This is a genomic window from Sphingomonas sp. GM_Shp_2, from assembly GCF_026540875.1.
Classification (GTDB): Bacteria; Pseudomonadota; Alphaproteobacteria; order Sphingomonadales; family Sphingomonadaceae; genus Sphingomonas; species Sphingomonas carotinifaciens.
Map to the genome: position 1 here is coordinate 1 of NZ_JALNUQ010000068.1, position 19401 is coordinate 19401.

Annotated in this window: 16 protein-coding genes, 2 tRNA genes and 1 pseudogene; 7 read left to right on the plus strand and 12 right to left on the minus strand. The window is 68.2% G+C overall.

All coding sequences use genetic code 11. From position 1 onward, the window contains the following. A partial coding sequence (locus OXR08_RS17360) for a zinc-binding dehydrogenase (protein ID WP_267351766.1) occupies window positions 1-582 on the plus strand: 582 nt, incomplete at its 5' end. Further along, entirely contained in the window at window positions 579-1568 is a 990-nt protein-coding gene (locus OXR08_RS17365) for a Gfo/Idh/MocA family oxidoreductase (RefSeq protein ID WP_267351767.1), read from the plus strand. The genes OXR08_RS17360 and OXR08_RS17365, both read left to right, overlap by 4 nt. A gap of 60 nt (window positions 1569-1628) precedes the next feature. On the opposite strand, the gene OXR08_RS17370 is transcribed toward OXR08_RS17365, so the two are convergent. Next, window positions 1629-1705, minus strand: a tRNA-Arg gene (locus OXR08_RS17370). 30 nt (window positions 1706-1735) lie between these two features. Then, window positions 1736-1812: transfer RNA gene (locus OXR08_RS17375), tRNA-Arg, on the minus strand. A gap of 83 nt (window positions 1813-1895) precedes the next feature. On the opposite strand from OXR08_RS17375, the gene OXR08_RS17380 reads away from it, so the two are divergent. Next, window positions 1896-2405, plus strand: coding sequence for a hypothetical protein (locus OXR08_RS17380; RefSeq protein WP_267351769.1), 510 nt, complete (start codon window positions 1896-1898; stop codon window positions 2403-2405). A gap of 2 nt (window positions 2406-2407) precedes the next feature. Here OXR08_RS17380 and OXR08_RS17385 read toward each other — a convergent pair whose 3' ends face one another. Both OXR08_RS17385 and hemB read right to left on the minus strand, forming a co-directional pair. Next, window positions 2408-4585, minus strand: coding sequence for a fused MFS/spermidine synthase (locus tag OXR08_RS17385; protein WP_267351787.1), 2178 nt, complete (start codon window positions 4583-4585; stop codon window positions 2408-2410). 68 nt (window positions 4586-4653) lie between these two features. Next, complete coding sequence (hemB, locus tag OXR08_RS17390; RefSeq protein ID WP_267351789.1) at window positions 4654-5646, minus strand: porphobilinogen synthase; 993 nt, start codon at window positions 5644-5646, stop codon at window positions 4654-4656. Between the two features lie 86 nt (window positions 5647-5732). On the opposite strand from hemB, the gene OXR08_RS17395 reads away from it, so the two are divergent. Then, on the plus strand, window positions 5733-6590 hold the full coding sequence (locus tag OXR08_RS17395; RefSeq protein ID WP_267351791.1) for a diacylglycerol kinase family protein: 858 nt from the start codon (window positions 5733-5735) through the stop codon (window positions 6588-6590). 15 nt (window positions 6591-6605) lie between these two features. Here OXR08_RS17395 and OXR08_RS17400 read toward each other — a convergent pair whose 3' ends face one another. The 4 genes from OXR08_RS17400 to OXR08_RS17415 all read right to left on the minus strand — a co-directional run bounded on the left by OXR08_RS17400 (window position 6606) and on the right by OXR08_RS17415 (window position 13091). Beyond that, the gene (locus tag OXR08_RS17400) at window positions 6606-8063 is read right to left on the minus strand and encodes an MATE family efflux transporter (RefSeq protein WP_267351771.1); all 1458 of its coding nucleotides are present in this window, start codon (window positions 8061-8063) and stop codon (window positions 6606-6608) included. Continuing rightward, window positions 8060-8956, minus strand: a complete 897-nt coding sequence (locus OXR08_RS17405) for a hypothetical protein (protein WP_267351773.1) — start codon at window positions 8954-8956, stop codon at window positions 8060-8062. Before OXR08_RS17405 ends, OXR08_RS17400 begins: the two co-directional genes overlap by 4 nt. Before the next feature lie 51 nt (window positions 8957-9007). Further along, window positions 9008-11650, minus strand: coding sequence for an alanine--tRNA ligase (gene alaS / locus OXR08_RS17410; protein WP_267351775.1), 2643 nt, complete (start codon window positions 11648-11650; stop codon window positions 9008-9010). A 148-nt stretch (window positions 11651-11798) separates the two neighbouring features. Next, window positions 11799-13091: a Xaa-Pro peptidase family protein gene (locus OXR08_RS17415; RefSeq protein ID WP_267351777.1), complete on the minus strand. Its 1293-nt coding sequence runs from the start codon at window positions 13089-13091 to the stop codon at window positions 11799-11801. 78 nt (window positions 13092-13169) lie between these two features. On the opposite strand from OXR08_RS17415, the gene OXR08_RS17420 reads away from it, so the two are divergent. Next, window positions 13170-14498, plus strand: coding sequence for a dicarboxylate/amino acid:cation symporter (locus OXR08_RS17420; protein ID WP_149681819.1), 1329 nt, complete (start codon window positions 13170-13172; stop codon window positions 14496-14498). Between the two features lie 6 nt (window positions 14499-14504). Here the strand turns inward: OXR08_RS17420 and OXR08_RS17425 are convergent, their stop codons facing one another. The 3 genes from OXR08_RS17425 to recA all read right to left on the minus strand — a co-directional run bounded on the left by OXR08_RS17425 (window position 14505) and on the right by recA (window position 17187). Then, window positions 14505-15128, minus strand: a complete 624-nt coding sequence (locus OXR08_RS17425) for a glutathione S-transferase family protein (RefSeq protein WP_267351780.1) — start codon at window positions 15126-15128, stop codon at window positions 14505-14507. Then, entirely contained in the window at window positions 15125-15961 is an 837-nt protein-coding gene (locus OXR08_RS17430) for a class I SAM-dependent methyltransferase (RefSeq protein ID WP_267351782.1), read from the minus strand. The genes OXR08_RS17425 and OXR08_RS17430 overlap by 4 nt, the downstream gene beginning before the upstream one ends. Before the next feature lie 152 nt (window positions 15962-16113). Continuing rightward, on the minus strand, window positions 16114-17187 hold the full coding sequence (gene recA, locus OXR08_RS17435) for a recombinase RecA (protein ID WP_112383519.1): 1074 nt from the start codon (window positions 17185-17187) through the stop codon (window positions 16114-16116). Window positions 17188-17355: 168 nt separating this feature from the next. Between recA and OXR08_RS17440 the strand changes: the two genes are divergently transcribed. Continuing rightward, entirely contained in the window at window positions 17356-17580 is a 225-nt protein-coding gene (locus OXR08_RS17440) for a hypothetical protein (protein WP_112383518.1), read from the plus strand. A 10-nt stretch (window positions 17581-17590) separates the two neighbouring features. Here OXR08_RS17440 and OXR08_RS17445 read toward each other — a convergent pair whose 3' ends face one another. Further along, a complete protein-coding gene (locus OXR08_RS17445) occupies window positions 17591-18634 on the minus strand; it encodes a patatin-like phospholipase family protein (protein WP_267351785.1) in 1044 nt (347 codons plus the stop codon). A 163-nt stretch (window positions 18635-18797) separates the two neighbouring features. On the opposite strand from OXR08_RS17445, the pseudogene OXR08_RS17450 reads away from it, so the two are divergent. Then, window positions 18798-19401 (plus strand): annotated as a pseudogene (locus OXR08_RS17450) (hypothetical protein); the annotation flags it as partial.

Genomic DNA, 19401 nt, shown 5'->3' on the forward strand with positions numbered 1-19401 from the left:
TCCGACATCCGCCCAGGCCACACCGTCGCCATCGTCGGCATCGGCTTCCTCGGCGCGATACTCACCCGCCTCGCCACGGACGCCGGCGCCCGCGTCATCGCGATCTCGCGCCGCGACGAGTCACTGGCGCTTGCGTGGCATTATGGTGCGGCAGAGACGATCCCGATGCACGACCACTGGGCGATTATCGAGGAGGTGAAGCGCCTGACCGGGGAGGCGCTGTGCGACCGGGTGATCGAGGCGGTGGGCAAGCAGTGGCCGCTCGATCTCGCCAGCGCGATCACCGGCTTCGGCGGCAAGCTGATCGTCGCCGGCTATCATCAGGACGGGCCGCGCCAAGTGAACATGCAGGACTGGAACTGGAAAGGCATCGACGTCATCAACGCGCATGAACGCGACCCCGCGGTGCAGATGCGGGGCCTGCGCGAAGCGGTGGAGGCGGTGGCGAGCGGGCGGATCGATCCCGCTCCGCTCTACACCCACCGCTATCCGCTCACGCAACTGGGCGAGGCGATCGCCGCGACCCGCGACAAGCCGCAAGGGTTCGTCAAGGCATTGATAGCGTTCGGAGACGCCGCATGAACCGCCCGCGTATCGGCTTTCTCGGGGTCGGGTGGATCGGGCGGCACCGGATGCAGGCGATGCTGGAGACGGGGCTGGTGGAGGCGGCGGCGATCGCCGATCCGTCCGCGGACATGATCGCTGAGGCGGCGAAGCTGGCGCCGGACGCGCAAGTGGTGAACGGGCTGGAGGCGATGCTGGCGGCCGGCGTCGACGGCGTCGTCATCGCCACGCCCAGTGCGCTCCATGCCGAACAGTCGATCGCCGCGCTGAATGCCGGCGCGGCGGTGTTCTGCCAGAAGCCGCTCGGCCGCGATGCCGCCGAGGCGGCCCGCGTGGTGGAGGCGGCCCGCACCGCCGACCGGCTGTTGTCGGTGGACTTCTCCTACCGCTTCACCGCCGGCATGCAGGCGATCCGCGCCCTGCTGGCGGAGGGCGCGCTCGGCCATGTCCAGGCGGTCGATCTCGTCTTTCACAACGCCTATGGCCCGGACAAGCCGTGGTTCTACGACCGTGCGCAATCGGGTGGCGGTTGCGTGATGGATCTCGGGGTGCATCTGGTCGATCTGGCGCTCTGGGCGCTGGGCTTTCCCGAGGGCGATCCCGCGGTCACCGCGCAATTGTTCGCGGACGGGCGCCTGCTTCCCCCCGCAGCGGAGGCCGTGGAGGACTTCGCCACCGCCAGCATCGTGCTGCCAACCGGCACCGTCGTGCGCCTCACCTGCTCCTGGCGGCTCCATGCCGGTCGCGATGCGGAGATCAGCGCCGCCTTCTACGGCACGCATGGCGGCGCGGCGCTGCGCAACGTGGATGGTTCCTTCTACGACTTCGTGGCGGAGCGCTATCGCGGCACCCAGCGCGAAACGCTCAGCCGGCCGCCGGAGGAATGGGGTGGCCGCGCTGGCGCCGACTGGGCACGGCGACTCGCCGGTGGCGCGCGCTTCGATCCCGCCGCCGCACAACTGGTCACCGTGTCGCGCATGCTGGACCGCATCTACGGTCGGTAATCGCGAGAAGGCCCTTCCTGCGGCGCGGGAGGGGCCATTCGGTCGATGCTGTCTGGTGAATGGCGCGCCCGGAACGATTCGAACGTCCGACCCTCAGATTCGTAGTCTGATGCTCTATCCAGCTGAGCTACGGGCGCGCATGGGTCGCTTGGGACCTGTTTTTCCACTGGCGCGCCCGGAACGATTCGAACGTCCGACCCTCAGATTCGTAGTCTGATGCTCTATCCAGCTGAGCTACGGGCGCGCTGTGGAGGTGGGCTCTTAGAAGCGGGCGGAAACGAACGCAAGAGTGTTGCTCGACTTTCTTCACTTTTCTACGGACAAGGGATGATGCCGTCGCCCCGCCCCCTCGCCCTGGCTTTATCGCTCAGCCTGTCGCTCGCCGCCTGCGCAAAGGACGACACCGTCTATCCCTCGCTGGGCGTGCGCCCGGTCGAGAAACTGGGTTTCGCCGAACCCGAGGTGAAGCCGGTGGAAATCCGCCCCGATCCGGCGCTCGACGCGCGTATCGCCGAATGGAGCCGCCAGTTGGATACCCTGGCCCGCGACTTCGATACCGAAGCACGGCAGGTCGAGACTCAGGCACGCGCGGCGCGTGGCCAGGCGGTCGGCAGCGAGCCGTGGCTGAACGCGCAGGCGGGATTGGCGCAACTGGACGATCGCCGCGCGCAACTCTCCGCGCTGGTTACCACGATCGACGAGGCCGCGATCGACCGTGCCGCACAACTGGCGCCCGACTATCCCGCGCTCACCGCGCTCAAGACCCGCGCCGCCGCCGAGGGCACGCGGCAGAGCGCGACGATCGACCGCCTGCAAGCCGGGCTGCCCGCCGCCTGACCCTAGAACCCCCGGATCAGCGGCAGGATGGTTGAATAATCATCGGTCCACACCGGCACATGCCCGGTGTTCGCGATCGGCGCCCAGCCCGGATTGCGGTCGGCCAGCGTGTCGATCACCGCCCGGTCCCGCGACAGGGCGATCCACAAGGATGCCGATGCATCGGCATCCAGCGTGGAAGGATTGTAGTTCAACTGCATGGCATGCCACCCCCCGCTCTGGGCCGCGGCAGCGACCACGGGTTCCAGGTCGAGAAAGCGGTTGGAGATGTGGACGAGCAGCATGCCGCGGTCGGACAGGACGCGCGCATAGGTCTGGAACGCTTCGCGCGTCATCAGATGCATCGGAATGGCGTCGGACGAGAAGGCGTCGAGCGCGAGCAGGTCGAGGCTGTCGGGTGCGGCCTGCGCCAGGCTGATCCGCGCATCGCCCAGCAGGATCGTCGGCCGCGGCAGGCAGCGCGACAGATAGCTGAATTGCCCGGTATCGCGCGCGATACGGATGACGGCGGGATCGATCTCGTAGAAGCGCCAGCTCTGCCCCGGCCGGGCGTAACAGGCGAGCGTTCCCGTCCCCAGCCCGACCACGCCGATGCGCGCGCCGGCGCCGTACAGGGTCGGCGCCAGCAGCATCGCCTGCCCCACGCCGGAGCCGGGCGCGTAATAGGTCGTCGGCTGCCGCTCGCGCGCCGGCGATCCGCGAAGCTGCACGCCGTGCACGGTGGTGCCGTGATCCAGCTCGCGCCGGTCGGGACGGATATTGACCGTGTAGACGCCGAAATAGCTGCGCGTCCGCGCGCCGGCATCCAGGCTGAGCGCGATGGCGCGGTAGCCGCCGAACACGACCAGCGCACTGGCGAGCAGCAGGACATAGCCCGCACGCGCGCCGATCGTCAGCAGCCCGAGCGTCGCCAGCATCAGGAAGGCGATACCGTTCGCCGCCCCGGTCAACCCGTCGGTACGCAGCACCGCCACGTTGATGCCGACGCCCAGGATCAGCGCCAGCCCGATCAGCATGGCACGGCCATGGCGTGCCCATAGCCGGTGGATTGGCACCGCCAGAAACTGTTGCGGCACCAGCATCCCCGCCGCCAGGATCAGCAGCGGATATTCATAGGTCCAGTCGAACAGCACGGGCGCCAATAGCCCGGCGAACACCCCGCCCAGCGCCCCGCCCGCCGACATCGCCAGATAGAACCCGGTCAGCCGGTCCGGCGCCGGTCGCGCGCGGAACAATGCGGTGTGCAGCGCCACCGACACCATGAACAGCAACAGCAGCGCGATGCCCGCATTGAAATAAGGCCGCTGGTGATAGCCCGCCATGATGACGCCGCCGAACAGCAGCAGCGTCACCGGCGCGATCCGCGTGACCATGTCGGCCGCGCCGCGCCGCGCGGCGAAGGCGATGGTGAAGCTGAGCAGGTAGAGCCCCAATGGCAGCACCCACAACAGCGGCATCGCGACGATGTCGGTGGTGATATAGGTGGAGGTCGCGAGCATCAGGCCCGAGGGGACCAGCGACAGCGCGATCCAGTAGGCGATACGGCGCGGTGTGGCCGGCGGCGTGACCGCATGTTGCGCCTCCGCCACCGCGCGCGGCGGCAGGCGCAGCGCACAGGCGGCGACGAGCAGCACCAGCGCGCCGTAGCCGATCGTCCAGACCAGGCTCTGCCCCTTCAGCGCCAGCGAAGGTTCCACCAGCAGCGGATAGGCGATCAGCCCGCCGAAACTGCCCAGATTGGACGCGGCATAAAGCGCATAAGGGTCCCGCCCACCGCTTGCCGCGGCGAACCAGCGCTGGATCAGCGGCGCCTGTGCCGACACGGCGAAGAACAGCGGCCCGATCGACAGGCCGAGCAGCCAAGGCACCCACACGGCGGGATCGGCATCGGCCGGCGGATCGCCCGCGACCAGCCCGATCGGCAGCCACAACGCCGCGATCGCCAGCAGCCCCAGATGGATGCCCGCCTGCACCCGCGGCCGGAACCGCGCCAGCCCGTGCGCATAGGCATAGCCGCCCAGCAACAGCGCCTGATAGACCAGCATCGCCGAGTTCCACACGGCGGGTGCCCCGCCCAGCCGGGGCAGCGCCATGCGCGCCACCATCGGCTGGACCAGGAACAGCAGGAACGATCCCGCCAGGATCGTCGCCACGAACAGCGCGTGCACCGGCCGCGACATGGCGGTGGTCATGGGGGCGGGACCTGCGGCGGCGTCCGCCACCGACACGCCCGCCACAGGCGCCTCGCTCACGCGCCGAGCAGCCGCGCGGCGTGCGCCGCATGATAGGTCAGCACGCCCGAACACCCGGCACGCTTGAATGCCATCAGCGTCTCCAGCACCAGCGCGTCGCGGTCCATCGCGCCGACGGCGGCCGCCGCCTCGATCATCGCGTATTCGCCCGACACCTGATAGGCGAAGACCGGCACCTGGAACTCGGACTTCACCCGCAGGATGATGTCCAGATAGGGCAGGCCCGGCTTGACCATCACGCTGTCCGCGCCCTCGCCCAGGTCCAGCGCCACCTCGCGCAGCGCCTCCTCGGCATTGGCGGGGTCCATCTGGTAGGTCTTCTTGTCGCCCTTCAACAGCCCGCGGCTGCCCACCGCATCGCGGAACGGGCCATAGAAGACGCTGGCATATTTGGCGGCGTAGGACATGATCTGGACATTGTGGAAGCCCTCGGCCTCCAGCGCGCCGCGGATCAGGCCGATGCGGCCGTCCATCATGTCGGAAGGCGCGATGATGTCGGACCCGGCGCGCGCCTGGGTCAGCGCCTGCTGCACCAGCGCGTCCGCCGTCCTGTCGTTCTCCACATAGCCCGCGGCATCGACCAGCCCGTCATGACCATGGGTGGTATAGGGATCGAGCGCGACATCGGTCAGCAGGCCGATATCGGGCACCGCATCCTTGATCGCGCGGACGGCGCGGCACATCAGATTGTCGGGGTTCAGCGCCTCCTCGCCCGCATCCGAGCGCAGCTCCGGCGGCGTGTTGGGAAACAGCGCCAGGCACGGAATGCCCAGGTCCCGCGCCTCGCGCGCCCGCGCCACGATGCCGTCCAGCGACCAGCGGGACACGCCCGGCAGGCTGGCGACGGGCTCCTCCACCCCCTGCCCTTGCGTGATGAACAACGGCCAGATCAGATCGGCCGGGGTCAGGACGGTTTCGGCATGGAGCCGGCGGCTCCATGCCGAGGCGCGCGTACGGCGCAGGCGAAGCGCAGGATAGGCGGCGGTCATCGTCATGCTTTGCGGGATCGCGGAGCACTTGCCAAGCGTTGCGCGCCCGAAAGGAATTGGTCTTGAGGGAAATCCGGTCGGCCGCGATGGTCGTCAATGCCAAGTCCCGCAAGGGGCAGAAGCTGTTCAAGCGCGCCTGCCAGGCGATGTCCGGCCTGCCTTATCAGGTAGATGCCCGCGCGGTGGACGACCCCAAGAACCTGGAACGGGTGGTCAAGGACGTATTGTCGGCCAAGCCCGATCTGCTGATCCTGGGCGGCGGCGACGGGACGATCAGCGGGCTGGTCGACCTGATGGTCGGGCATGACGTGATCCTGGGCGTGCTGCCGCTCGGCACCGCGAACAGCTTTGCCCGTTCGCTCAACATCCCGCTGACGGTCGACGGCGCGATCGACGTGATCCGGAACGGCGCGCCCAGGCGGATCGATCTGGGCATGATCGACAAGGATTACTACGCCAATTGCGCGGCGATGGGCATCAGCCCCAAGATCGCCGAGACGGTGCCGCACAATCTGAAAAAGGTGTTCGGCCGCGTCGGCTATCTCGGCTGGGCGGCGTACCAGTTCATGCGGTTCCGGCCGTTCACCCTGATCGTCGGCGAAGGGGCCAGTGCGGAACGGCTGCGCGTGGTGGAGGTGCGCATCTCCAACGGGCCCTATCATGGCGGCACCGAACTGGTGGAATCGGCCTCGGTCGATTCGGGCGAGATCGTCGTGCAGGCGGTGTGCGGCCATGTGAAACGCCGCCTGATCGCCAACTGGACGGCGAGCATCTTCCGCAGCGAGGCGCGCAAGGAAGAGGTGCGCGAGTTCCGGGCCAAGTCCCTGCGCATCGATACCGAACCGCGCCTGCCGATCTCCATCGACGGCGAGGTGCTCGCCCGTACCCCCGTCACCGCCAAGGTCGCCCCCGGCATCATCGAGGTGATGGCACCGCGCGACTGACGGCGCGCGCGCAGGTCAGCCGACCGGCATCTTCTTGGCGGTCGGTTCCTCGCAGGCCATGGCCTGCTCCTCGGCCTCGGGTGGTGCGAGCGGCCTGCCCTTTTTCCAGTTGCCGTGCCGGTAATAGCCGATGGTCATCACCATCGACGCCAGCGAGCCTGCCGGAAAGCTCCACCAGATCGCATCCGCCCCCCAGGCGGGGGTCAGCGCATAGGCCAGGCCGAGGCGCACCGGGAACAACGCCACCGCCAGGATGACGAGCGGCGCCACCACCGCGCCGTTCGCACGCATCGTGGCGGACAGCACGATCGATACGCCGAACAGGATGAAGCTGGCCGATCCGATCAGGTTGATCCGCGTCGCCGCCCCCACAGCATCGCCGTCGCTGCCCAGGAACAGCCACAGCACGTGCCGGTCGGCGGCCGCGACCGCCGCGACCAGGCCGCCGGTCAGGATCAGGTTCAGGATCACGCCGGACCGGTTGACCCGCTCCACCCGGTCCCAGCGGCCGGCGCCGATATTCTGCGCCACCATCGCGCTGACCGCGCCGCCCACCGCCATCGCGGGCATCTGGATATAGGTCCATAGCTGGCTGGCCGCGCCGTAAGCGGCGGTGATGGTCGTACCCTGGCGATTGACCAGCCCGATCATCGCCAGCGCCGATCCGGTCGCGACCAGCATCTGCAACCCCATGGGTATCCCCTTGGTGACGAGCGGCTTCAACAGCGCAGGGTCCGGCCGCAGGTAGCGCCATTCGGGCCCCCGCAGCCGCACCACCAGATCGCGGCGATAGACAAAGACCAGCATCGCCACGAAGGACAGCGTGTTGGCGATCACCGTGGCAAGCGCCGAGCCGGTGATGCCCAGTTCCGGGAACGGCCCGACCCCGACGATCAGCAGCGGGTTCAACCCGGCATCCAGCACCGCGCCGAGCGCAAGGAACTTCAACGGGGTGATCGCATCGCCGGTGCCGCGCAGCGCCATGCTGACCAGCACCGACAGGAACCCGGTGGGCATCGAGACGAAGATGACCCGCAGATAGGCCAGCGCCAGTGGATAGGCCTCCGTCGGCGTGCCGAGCGTGGTCAGGATCGCAGGCGCCGCCAGCCACCCGACGACCGCCACCAGCGTCGACAGCACCGCGAACAGCCCCAGCGTGGTGCCGAACACGCGGCGCACGCCCTCGATATCGCCACGCCCGGCGGCCTGCCCGATCATGATCGTCGCCGCCATGCCGAAACCGAACACCGCGGACACCAGCAGGAACAGCACCAGATTGGCGTTCGTCGTCGCCGCCAGCGCGCGTTCGCCCAGAAACTGGCCGATCCACACCGCATTGATCGATCCATTGATCGACTGCAGGATGCTGGAGCCGAGCGTCGGCAGTGCGAACAGCAGCAGCGAGCGGCCGATCGGCCCGCTCGTCAGGTCGCGCTGGCCCGGGCGGGCGCCGGGTCGGCCGGTTGCATTCAAGGGCCTGCGTCCTCTTTGATCATTTCCTCGCCGATCGCACGCGCCATGCCCCCGATCTGGAAGCCGGGGAGTTGATTGGGCGCCCCGCTATAGACGCCGCGCAGATAGCCGCGGTCGAAGGCGGTCATCTCGACCGGCGCCACCACGCCTTCGTCGAACAGCGACAGGATCGTTGCGGCATCCCCTTTGCGCCGCGGCTTCGTCTCGGCAAAGGCGCGCATCGCGGCATAGTCGGCGATCTGCGTTACCAGCTTGCCCGCCACCGCCTTGCGCTCGATGATGACGACGGAGGACAGCATGTCCTGCCGGATCGGCAGAGCGGTGCGCGTCGCGGTCGACACCTTCAGTTGCGGCACGTCGCCCGGAAAATCGACCGCCATCCGGTCCCCATCGCGCGAGCGGGTTTCCACCGCGCTCCACGCATAGACCGGCCCCGGCTCCTTCAACAGCGCCTTGACCTCGTAATAGGACAGGCTGCGCATCAGGCCGGAGGTGCGCTTGGCGATCCGCTCCACCCCGGCATGGCTGTCATCGATGAACAGCACCAGCACGTTGGGACTGCATGTCGCCTTGCCGTTCATCGGCACGCGGGCCGCTTCGGCCACCTGCACCATCCGGTCCAGGATCGCGGCACCGGTATCGGCGCCAAGGCCCATCGTGCCCAAGCAGACGGGCTCGATGAACCGCGCCAGCGGCTTGTCGAAGCCGGGATGACCGGCCACGCCATCGACCTGCCGGCGCAGTTCGGCCTTGTCCGGCGCACGCCGGCCGGTGACGACCAGTTCGTCGCTCTTCAGCGGTGCCGGCGCATTCGGGGGCGCGGCCGGGGGCGTGGTTTGCGCCACCGCTCCCGCCGCCCACAGGCCGATCAATCCCAACGTCCAGTGCCGCATCCCACCTTCTTCCCGAAAGGCGTCCGCGGACCTGCGGACGTCAGACCATCCTCACCCCGCCAGCGCCTCCCGAACGGCATCCAGCGCCTCGGCGGCCTTGGCGCCGTCCGGCCCGCCGCCCTGCGCCATGTCGGGCCGGCCACCGCCGCCCTGCCCGCCCAGTGCCGCCACGGCCCGGCGCAGCAGATCCACCGCGTTGAGGCGACCGACGACATCGTCGGTCACACCGACCGCCACCGAAGCGCGGCCATCGTTCACCGCGACCATCACCGCCACGCCGGAGCCCAGCCGCTGCTTGGCCTCGTCCACCGCGCCGCGCAGCCCCTTGGCCTCGAACCCGTCGAGCACCTGCCCGATGAACGCCACGTCGCCGATCTGCTCGGGGCCGACCGGGCCAGCGGCACCGCCCCCCATCGCCAGCGCCTTTTTCGCCTCGGCCAGTTCGCGCTCCAGCCGGCGCCGCTCCTCGATCAGCGCGGCGACGCGCGCGGGCACATCGTCGGGCGCCGTCTTCAGCGCGGTCGCCGCCTCGCGCAGCTTTTCGTCGCGCGCCGACAGATAGCTGCGCGCCGCCTCGCCGGTCAGCGCCTCGACACGGCGCACGCCGCTCGACACCGCGCCCTCCGACACGATCTTGAACAGCCCGATCTCGCCCAGCGCGCCGACATGCGTGCCGCCGCACAGTTCGATGGAATAGGTGCCGTCGGCGTCCTCGCCCATCGACACGACGCGAACCTCGTCGCCATATTTCTCGCCGAACAGCGCCATCGCACCCATTGCGATCGCATCATCCGGGGTCATCAGCCGGGTGGTCACCGATCCGTTGCCACGCACCTGCGCGTTGACCGCCGCCTCGACGACCGCGATGTCCTCGGCGCCCACCGCGACCGGCTGCGAAAAGTCGAAGCGCAACCGCTCGGGGGCGACCAGCGAGCCCTTTTGCGCGACATGGCTGCCCAGCCGCTCGCGCAGGGCTTCGTGCAACAGGTGCGTCGCGGAGTGGTTGGCGCGGATCTGCGCACGGCGTGCGACATCGATCGCCAGCTTGACGGGATCGCCGACCTTGATCTCGCCCGCCTCGACCTGCGCGTGATGCACGAACACCCGGCCAAGCTGCTTGGACGTATCGGTAACCGCAGCGCGCAGGCCGGCATCGTTGGAGATGGTGCCGGCATCACCCACCTGCCCGCCACTCTCGCCATAAAAGGGCGTCTGGTTGACGACGATCGCCACCGTATCGCCGGTGGTCGCACGATCGACGCGCGCACCGTCCTTGATCAGCGCCAGCACCTCGCCCTCGCCGGTGTCGGAGGCATAGCCCAGAAACTCGGTCGACCCCGTTTCCTCGGCGATGTCGAACCACAGGTCGTCCGACGCCTTGGCGCCCGACCCCTTCCATGCGGCGCGCGCGGCACGCTTCTGCTCGGCCATCGCCGCATCGAAACCGGCGCGGTCGACCGCCAGACCCTGTGCGCGCAACGCATCCTCGGTCAGGTCATAGGGGAAGCCATAGGTGTCGTAGAGCTTGAACGCGGTCTCGCCGGCCAGCGTCGCGCCCTCGTCCATGCCCGCGGTCGCCTCGTCGAGCAGCTTCAGCCCCTTGTCCAGCGTCTGGCGGAACCGGGTCTCCTCCTGCCGCAGCGTCGCCTCGATCAGCGGCTGTGCACGGAACAGCTCGGGATATGCCGCGCCCATTTCGGTGATGAGCGCGGGCACCAGCCGGTGCATGAGCGGCTCCTTGGCGCCCAGCAGGTGCGCATGGCGCATCGCGCGGCGCATGATCCGGCGCAGCACATAGCCGCGCCCCTCATTGGCGGGCAGCACGCCGTCCGCGACCAGGAAGCCCGCCGAGCGCAGATGGTCGGCGATGACGCGGTGGCTCGCCATCTGCGCGCCTTCCGCCCTGGTATGGGTCAGGTCGCACGACGCCGCGATCAGCGCCTTGAACGTATCCGTATCGTAATTGTCGTGCACGCCCTGCAACACGGCCGCGACACGCTCCAGCCCCATGCCCGTGTCGATCGACTTCTTGGGCAGCTCGCCGATGATCTCGTTGGCTTCCTGCTCATATTGCATGAAGACGAGGTTCCAGATCTCGACGAAGCGGTCGCCATCCTCCTCCGGGCTGCCAGGAGGGCCGCCATAGATATGTTCGCCGTGATCGTAGAAGATTTCCGAGCACGGCCCGCACGGCCCGTTCTCGCCCATCACCCAGAAATTGTCCTTGGTGGGGATGCGGATGATCTTGTGATCGGGAAGCCCCGCGATCTTCTTCCACAGGTCGAACGCCTCGTCATCGGTGTGGTAGACGGTGGCGGTCAGCTTCTCGGCGGGAATGCCCCAGACCTTGGTCAGCAGCGTCCAGGCATGGGTGATCGCCTGTTCCTTGAAATAATCGCCGAACGAGAAATTGCCCAGCATCTCAAAGAAGGTGTGGTGCCGGGCGGTGTAGCCGACATTGTCCAGATCGTTATGCTTGCCACCGGCACGGACGCATTTCTGCGAGCTGGTGGCCGTCGAATAAGGCCGCGATTCCAGGCCGGTGAACACGTTCTTGAACGGCACCATGCCCGCATTGACGAACATCAGCGTCGGGTCGTTCTGCGGCACGAGCGGCGCGGACGGCACGATCTGGTGCCCCTGTTCACCGAAATAGTCGAGAAAGCCGCGGCGGATGTCGTTGGTCGAGGTCATGGGACAGCGGCTTAGAGGCTGTTTGAAAACGTGCCAAGGCACGTTTTGCGGTGCCCGTCGGGACGCGCCCGTGCCCTTGGCGACGGGCCCCTTCCCGCTCCCACCGGGAGAGGGAGGGAGCGGCAAAGCCGCGAAAGGGTGAGGGCGATCAGCGCGGCGCGTTCGCCGGCGGCAAACGGTGCCCGCCCAGCGGCTGGTCCAGGTCGTGTGGCGGCTGGCTGAACCAGCGCGGCCCCGCCTCGGTCATGTAGAAACAATCCTCCAGCCGGACCCCGAACTTGCCCGGCAGGTACAGCCCCGGCTCGTCCGAAAAGCACATGCCCGGCGCCAGCGGCGTCGCCTCTCCGCGCACCAGATTGACCGGTTCGTGCCCGTCCATGCCGATGCCGTGCCCCGTCCGGTGCGACAGGCCCGGCAGCTTGTAATCCGGGCCGTAACCCAGTTTCGCGTAGAAGCGCCGCACCGCATCGTCCACCTGCCCGGCGGCCAGGCCCACTTTGGCGGTCGCAAAGGCCAGTTGCTGCGCCTGTGCCACCTGTTCCCACACGGTGCGCTGCGCCTTGCTGGCGGTGCCGTGCACCCAGGTGCGCGACACGTCCGACTGATAACCCTGCACGGTGCAGCCGCAATCCATCAGCACCACCTGCCCCTCACCCACGCGGTGGACCTGTTTCGATCCGTGGGGATAGGCCGATGCCTCGCCGACCAGCACCAGGCTGAACTCCGGACTGCCGCCCAGCGCGCGCGTCGCGGCGTTCATCAGGGCTGCGATGTCCGGCCCGGTCATTCCCGCCTCGACGCGCGGAAAGACGAAGCGATACGCCGCCATCGTCACGTCCGTCGCCATCTGCATCAGCGCGATCTCGGCCGGCGTCTTCACCATCCGGCACCCGCGCACCACCGGATTGGCGGACACCAGCTTCGCCTCCGGCAGTGCACGCGCCAGCCCGTCGAACGCGAAGAAGCGCGCCGTTTCCTCGATCCCGACCGCGCCCGCCGCCAGCTTGCGGTCGCGCAAGTAACCGGCGACCACCGCCAGCGGGTCCTGATCCTCCTGCGACACCCGCACCTCCGCCGGCACGCCCAGCGTTTCGCGCACCGACGGCTCTTCGAAGAACGGCGTGACGATGCACGGCGGCCCCTCCACCGGCAGCACCGCCGCGGTCAGCCGCTCGCTCCGCCCCCAGCGAACACCGGTGAAATAGACCAGCGACGATCCCGGCTCGATCAACACCGCGCCGATCCCGTTCGCGCGCATCAATCCTTGCGCCCGCGCCAGCCGCGCGGCGCGCTCCGCCGCATCGATCGGCCCGGCCCTGACCGTCATGTCGCGCAGCGTCGACAGGTCGGTGTCGGCCGCGCGCACCAGCCCCGGTCGGGCGAGCAGCGGCAGGGTGGCGGCACCGGCGATCAGCGTCCGGCGGGAAAGAACAGCGGGCATGGCCCAAGCGATACGGTTCTTGACCGCAGCCCCGCAATCCCCTTGGTAGCGGGCCTGTATTTCCGGGGAGCGTGTATCTTGGCGAAGCGGTTGACGCGGTTCATCCTTCTGGGGCTGGTTCTCGGCCTCGTCGTCGGCTGGGCGATCAATGCGGGATTGTCGGACGGGACACCGGCCTCGGCCGCGCGGCTGAAGGCGATCGCCGGCTGGTTCTCGGTGCTGACCACGATCTTCCTGCACCTTATCAAGATGATCATCGCGCCGCTCGTCTTCGGCACGCTGGTGGTCGGCATCGCGCATATGGGCGACACCGGCGCGCTCGGCCGCGTCGGGCTGAAGTCGCTTCTGTGGTTCGTCAGCGCCAGCCTGTTGTCGCTGACCCTGGGGCTCATCCTCGTCAACCTGCTGCAACCCGGCGTCGGGCTCAACCTGCCGCTTCCCCCCGCCGGCCAGGGCAGCGGCCTCGACAAGACCGCGTTCGATGCCGCCAAGGTCATCACCCACATCTTCCCGACCTCGATCATCGACGCGATGGCGACCAACGACATCCTCCAGATCGTCGTCTTCTCCGTCTTCGCCGGCGTCGCCATCACCGCGGTGGGCGAGCGTGCCGCACCGCTGGTGAAGGCGGCCGAGGCGCTGGTCGCGGTCATGCTCCAGATCACCGACTATGTTATGCGCTTCGCCCCCGTTGCGGTGTTCGCGGCGGTGGCGGCGACCCTGGTGGAACAGGGGCCCGGCGTGATCGGCCGCCTCGCCTATTTCATGGGTTCGGTCTATGTCGGCCTTGCCGTGCTGTGGGCGGTGCTGATCGGCATCGCCTTCCTTCTCGTCGGCCCGCGCATCCGCCTGCTGCTGCGCTATGTCCGCGACCCGGCACTCCTCGCCTTCTCCACCGCCTCTTCCGAGGCCGCCTTTCCCCGCACCCTGGAGGCGCTCGACCGGTTCGGCGTACCGCCGCGCATCGCCAGTTTCGTGCTGCCGCTCGGCTATTCGTTCAATCTCGACGGTTCGATGATGTACATGACCTTCGCGTCCTTGTTCATCGCGCAGGCCTACGGCATCGACCTGACGCTCGGCACGCAGATCGCGATGCTGCTGACATTGATGATCACGTCCAAGGGGATAGCGGGCGTACCGCGTGCCAGCCTGGTGGTGATCGCCGCCACGCTGGCACAGTTCGACCTCCCCGAGGCCGGACTCCTCCTCGTCCTCGCCATCGACCACTTCCTCGACATGGGCCGCTCCGCCACCAACGTCCTCGGCAATGCGATTGCGGCCACCGTGGTGTCGAAATGGGAGGGCGGGCTCGATCCGTTGGAGCCCGCGGAGATCGAACCGCTGCACGCGCCATCCGGCCACGGCCCCGCCAAGGACGTCGACAGCTTCCGCGATATCGGCCGCTAGAGCGGGTCAGGCGAAGGTGTAGGGGCCGCCCTTCGCCAGTGCCGCCTGATAGGCTGGCCGGGCATGGATCTTGTTCAGCCACGCCATCGTCGCCGGGCGGCTTTCGTTCAGGCCGCCACGCTTGCGCGCCGCTTCCAGCGGAAAGCTCATCATGATGTCGGCCGCCGTCATCTGGTCGCCGGCGAACCACGGGCGCCGCGCCAGCTCCGCCTCCACATAGTCCAGATGCCGGTCCAGCATCGGCTGCACCCGCCTGATCGCGGCCTTGCCCATCAGCGGAATACGCCCGAGCACCAGCAGCAAGAGCAGCGGCGGCATCAGCGAGCCTTCGGCATAGTGCAGCCAGAAGCGATAGCGCAGCGCCGCCTCGCGGTGCGACGGCGCGCCCAGCCGCCCGTCCGCCTTTTCCACCAGATATTCGGCGATCGCCCCGGTTTCCGCGACCACCGCGCCGTCATCCTGGATCACCGGCGACTTGCCCAGCGGATGGACCGCGCGCAACTCACGCGGCGCCAGCATCGTCTTGGGGTCCCGCTCGTACCGCTTCACCTCATAGGGCAGCCCCAGCTCCTCCAGCATCCACAGGATGCGTTGCGAGCGGCTGTTTTCCAGATGATGGACGACGATCATGCGGCCTCCCCTGCTGTCGCGGTCCAGATCCAAATGGCCGCGGTGAAATCGATCGCCCCGTCCACGACGCGCGGATGGAGCAGGGAGCGCAAACGCGCTTCCAGCGCATAACGCTCCGCCGGGGCCGCATTGGCAAGCGGCGTCGCCGCCGGGCCGATCCGCGCGAAGAAGCCGAGTGCGTCCTCCACCGCATCGTCTCCCCCGCCGACGCGGTAGGCGACGTCATGTGCCGCCGCGCGGATGTCCGCCCATCCGGCCCGGCCAAGCATGTCCTGCGTAAACCCGCGATCGGCCAGCCCGAACGGGCCGGGCGTATAGCCAGCGGCCACAGCCGGCCCGCCGCCCACCGCCGCGTCGAGCGCCACCGCCCAGTCATTCTCCGCCCGCGCCCGGAAACAGGAAAAGACCAGCGGCGCGCCCGGCCGCATCGCCGAGCGCATTCGGGCAAAGGCCGTAGCCGGATCGTCGAAGAACATCACGCCGTGACGCGACACGATCAGGTCGAGCGGCGCCAGCGTCGGCAGGACCGCCAACGCGTCGCCCTCGACAAAGGCGACATTGCCATGTCCTTCACCACGTTCCCGAGCCGTGCCGAGCAGATCGGGCGAAAGGTCGATCCCGGTGACCCGCAGATCCGGTCGTGCCGCGGCGAGCGCCAGCGTCGTGCTGCCCGCGCCGCAGCCGATATCGGCGGCATGGCCGCTTTGTGGCGCAACCGCCGCGATTGCCGCATCCAGCCGCTCGGCCACGCCCGCCAGCGCGCGATCGGTACGGCGCCATTCCTGCGCCCATACCCGACCCACACGGGACTGCCATTCGGATCGTCCGGTCATGCGCTCCATTCTCCTGTTCGGGGATAAGGGCCGCGGCCCCTCCGTCTCCGAAACGACAAAGGGCCCGCCGGATCGGCAGGCCCTTCTCATGTCGGCATCGGCATGATGCAAGATGACATGCCGCGCCCCTTGTCGAGAGGCGCGGGCCGCCCTCAGGCGTCGTCCTCGGCATCCGGGCCGGTCATCATCTCCTCGGCGACCTTGTCGGTGCGCTGACGGATGGCGCGTTCCAGCCGGTCGGCCATTTCCGGGTTTTCACGCAAGTACGTCTTGGCGTTCTCGCGCCCCTGCCCGATCCGCACCGAGTCGTAGGAGAACCAGCTACCCGACTTCTCGACCAGCCCGGCCTTCACGCCCAGATCGAGGATCTCGCCGATCTTGGAGATACCCTCGCCGTACATGATGTCGAACTCGACCTGCTTGAACGGCGGCGCGACCTTGTTCTTCACCACCTTCACGCGGGTCGCGTTGCCGGTCACTTCCTCGCGGTCCTTGATCGCGCCGGTGCGGCGGATGTCGAGACGAACGGACGCATAGAATTTCAGCGCGTTGCCGCCCGTCGTCGTCTCCGGGTTACCGTACATCACGCCGATCTTCATGCGCAGCTGGTTGATGAAGATCACCATGCAGCGCGAACGGCTGATCGAACCGGTCAGCTTGCGCAGGGACTGCGACATCAGGCGCGCCTGCAGGCCGACATGGCTGTCGCCCATCTCGCCCTCGATTTCCGCGCGCGGCACCAGTGCCGCGACCGAGTCGACCACCAGCACGTCGATCGCGTTGGAGCGGACCAGCGTGTCGGTGATCTCCAGCGCCTGCTCGCCCGTGTCGGGCTGCGACACGATCAGCTCGTCGATGTTGACGCCCAGCTTCTTGGCATAGACCGGGTCGAGCGCGTGTTCGGCGTCGACGAAGGCGGCGGTGCCACCATTCTTCTGCGCCTCGGCGATGACATGGAGGGCCAGCGTCGTCTTGCCCGACGATTCAGGGCCATAGACCTCGATCACGCGACCGCGCGGCAGGCCGCCGACGCCGAGTGCGATGTCGAGACCGAGCGAACCGGTCGAGATCGCCTCGACCTGCATCGCTTCCTTCTGCCCCAGCTTCATCGCGGAGCCCTTGCCGAAGGCGCGGTCGATCTGTGCCAGCGCGGCGTCTAGCGCCTTTTGCCGGTCTGCATTGAGGGTTGCCATGCCGGTATCGATCACTTTCAGATTGGCGGCCATCAGAAGCTCCCTTCGCTAGAGCATGCTGTTTCTACGTTCAATTGCTGACCGCTATGTACGCTCTTTGTTCCTGCGGAACAAGGATGGAACATGACAATTTTTGTTACTGTCCGTCCCTTTCGCATGCCCGCTTCCCTGACGGCGCCGATGGGGCTAACGCGCCCCAGCATGACCCGCGACGACCTTCTCGACATCCTGCTCTCAACGCTCGTGAAACAGGTGGGTGGCACCCGCCGTCGCTGGCGGATCGTGCTGGGCGATGTACGCGTCTACAGTGCCGAGACGCATCCCCATTGCAACTGGTCGCTCGCCCCCGCCGGCACCGCGGGCGAGAATGCCGCGGTGGAACGCACGCTCGACGATCTGCGCGGCCGCCATCCGATCGTCACCTGACGATCCGGGATCAGCCTTCCCGCCGCTCGCCATCCTGAAAGCGGTAGACGGTCAGCCCGGACCGGCCGGTGGCGATCTCGCCCGCATCCAGTTGCGCGATGACATGGTGCATGTCGCGCGCGCCGCGTGTCCACCGCTCGCCGATCGAGCGCGCGGAGAAGTCCAGCGCCTTGCCCGACACTTCCCGCTCCTCGCCGCCATAAGCCATGTGGATCAACGTCACCGTGCGCGGCGTCTCGCCGGGTATTCGTGCACGCAGGTCATAGTCGCGCTGCCACCCGGCGATCGCCCGCCGCGCCTGACAGGCAAAGGCCAGGTCCTGCATCCGCTGCAACGAATCGCCCAGCGTCCGCGCCGCACCGCCCTCCAGCGGCAACAGGTCGACCGCGATGCACAGCAACGCGCCCTCGCCCGGCTCCGCCAGCACCAGATCGACCGGCAGGTTCGACGCGGTACCCCCGTCGACCAGATCGCGGCCATCGACGCTGACCGGCGGGAACAGCGGCAACAGGGCACCGGTTGCCCGCACATGATCGACGCCGACGCGGCCGCCCTGCGTGTCGAACACGCGCTCCACCCCCGTCTTCAGATCGACCGCCACCGTGGCGTAGCGCATCCCGCCGTCATTCAGCCGATCGATATCGACCAGCCGCGCGATGCCCCGCCCCAGCGGTGACGAATCGTACAGCGCCTGGGTACCCATCGGCCACGTACCGGGGCCGCGTGGCGCGAACACGTCGCCGCGCCCCCATAACATGGCCTCCGCGACACTGGCGGTCCGCCGCGCCGTCTCTCCGGGCCCGGTCGGCGATATGGCGCCTTCCGCCGGCCGCCAGAAGTCGCGCAACCGGTCCAGCCGTGCCTCGGGTGCATTGCCGCAGATCAGCGCGCCGTTGACCGCCCCGATCGACGTGCCCGCGATCCATTCCGGCACGATGCCTGCCGATTGCAGGGCCTCGAACACGCCGGCCTGATACGCACCCAGCGCATTGCCCCCACCCAGCACCAGCGCGATGCGCGGCCGCGCACCATAATCGTCGGTCCAACTGCCCATCGATGCTCCAGCCTTCCCTGCCATGCCGTCCACAACGCGCGACGCGCCGTTCGCCGCATCGCATGAACCAACGGGTCGCTGTCGAGTTGTGCCAGATAGTGACGTAATTTCAGTCACTTAGGACAACATGCGTTAACGGATTTGGTTCCGGAGGATGGGATTTATGTCATCGACGGTATTGGAGATCGTCAAGCCCCCTGAGGACATTCCGGGCGTCAGCGCCTATGTGCTGGGCCTGCGCGAGGAACTGATGGGCGGCGCGATGAAGCGGCTCGACCGGTTCGGCCTCGGCGACCTGTCGGTCGACATCTGCCAGGGCGCGGACTCGGTCTGGCTGATCATCCGCCGCCCGGACAAGGGCGGGCTGGCCCTGCGCGCGGCCTACACCCCCGATGGCGGGTTCAAGGTCCGCAAGCTCGCCCCCGAACAGCATGAGGTGCTGCGGCTGGAGGCAGAAAGCGTCGTCGGGCGCCACGTCATCGCGCTGCGCACGTCGGAGGCCGATCTCCACCGCCTGCAGATGCAGGTGCGGCTGACCCCGCGCGCGCCGCTGCTGATCCCGTTCCACCCGCGCGACTGCTACGTGCTGGGCGCCGACGACGATCCGCTGGGCGCACACGGGACGGTCGAGGCGGCCCAGCGCGGCGTGAACAGCGCGCTCATCTATTTCCGCTTCGAGGAGCCCGCGTTCGGCAGCACGCTCTACTTCCAGAACCTGACCGCGCTGAACGACTATTTCCGTGCCACCGATACCGTGCCCGACGCCG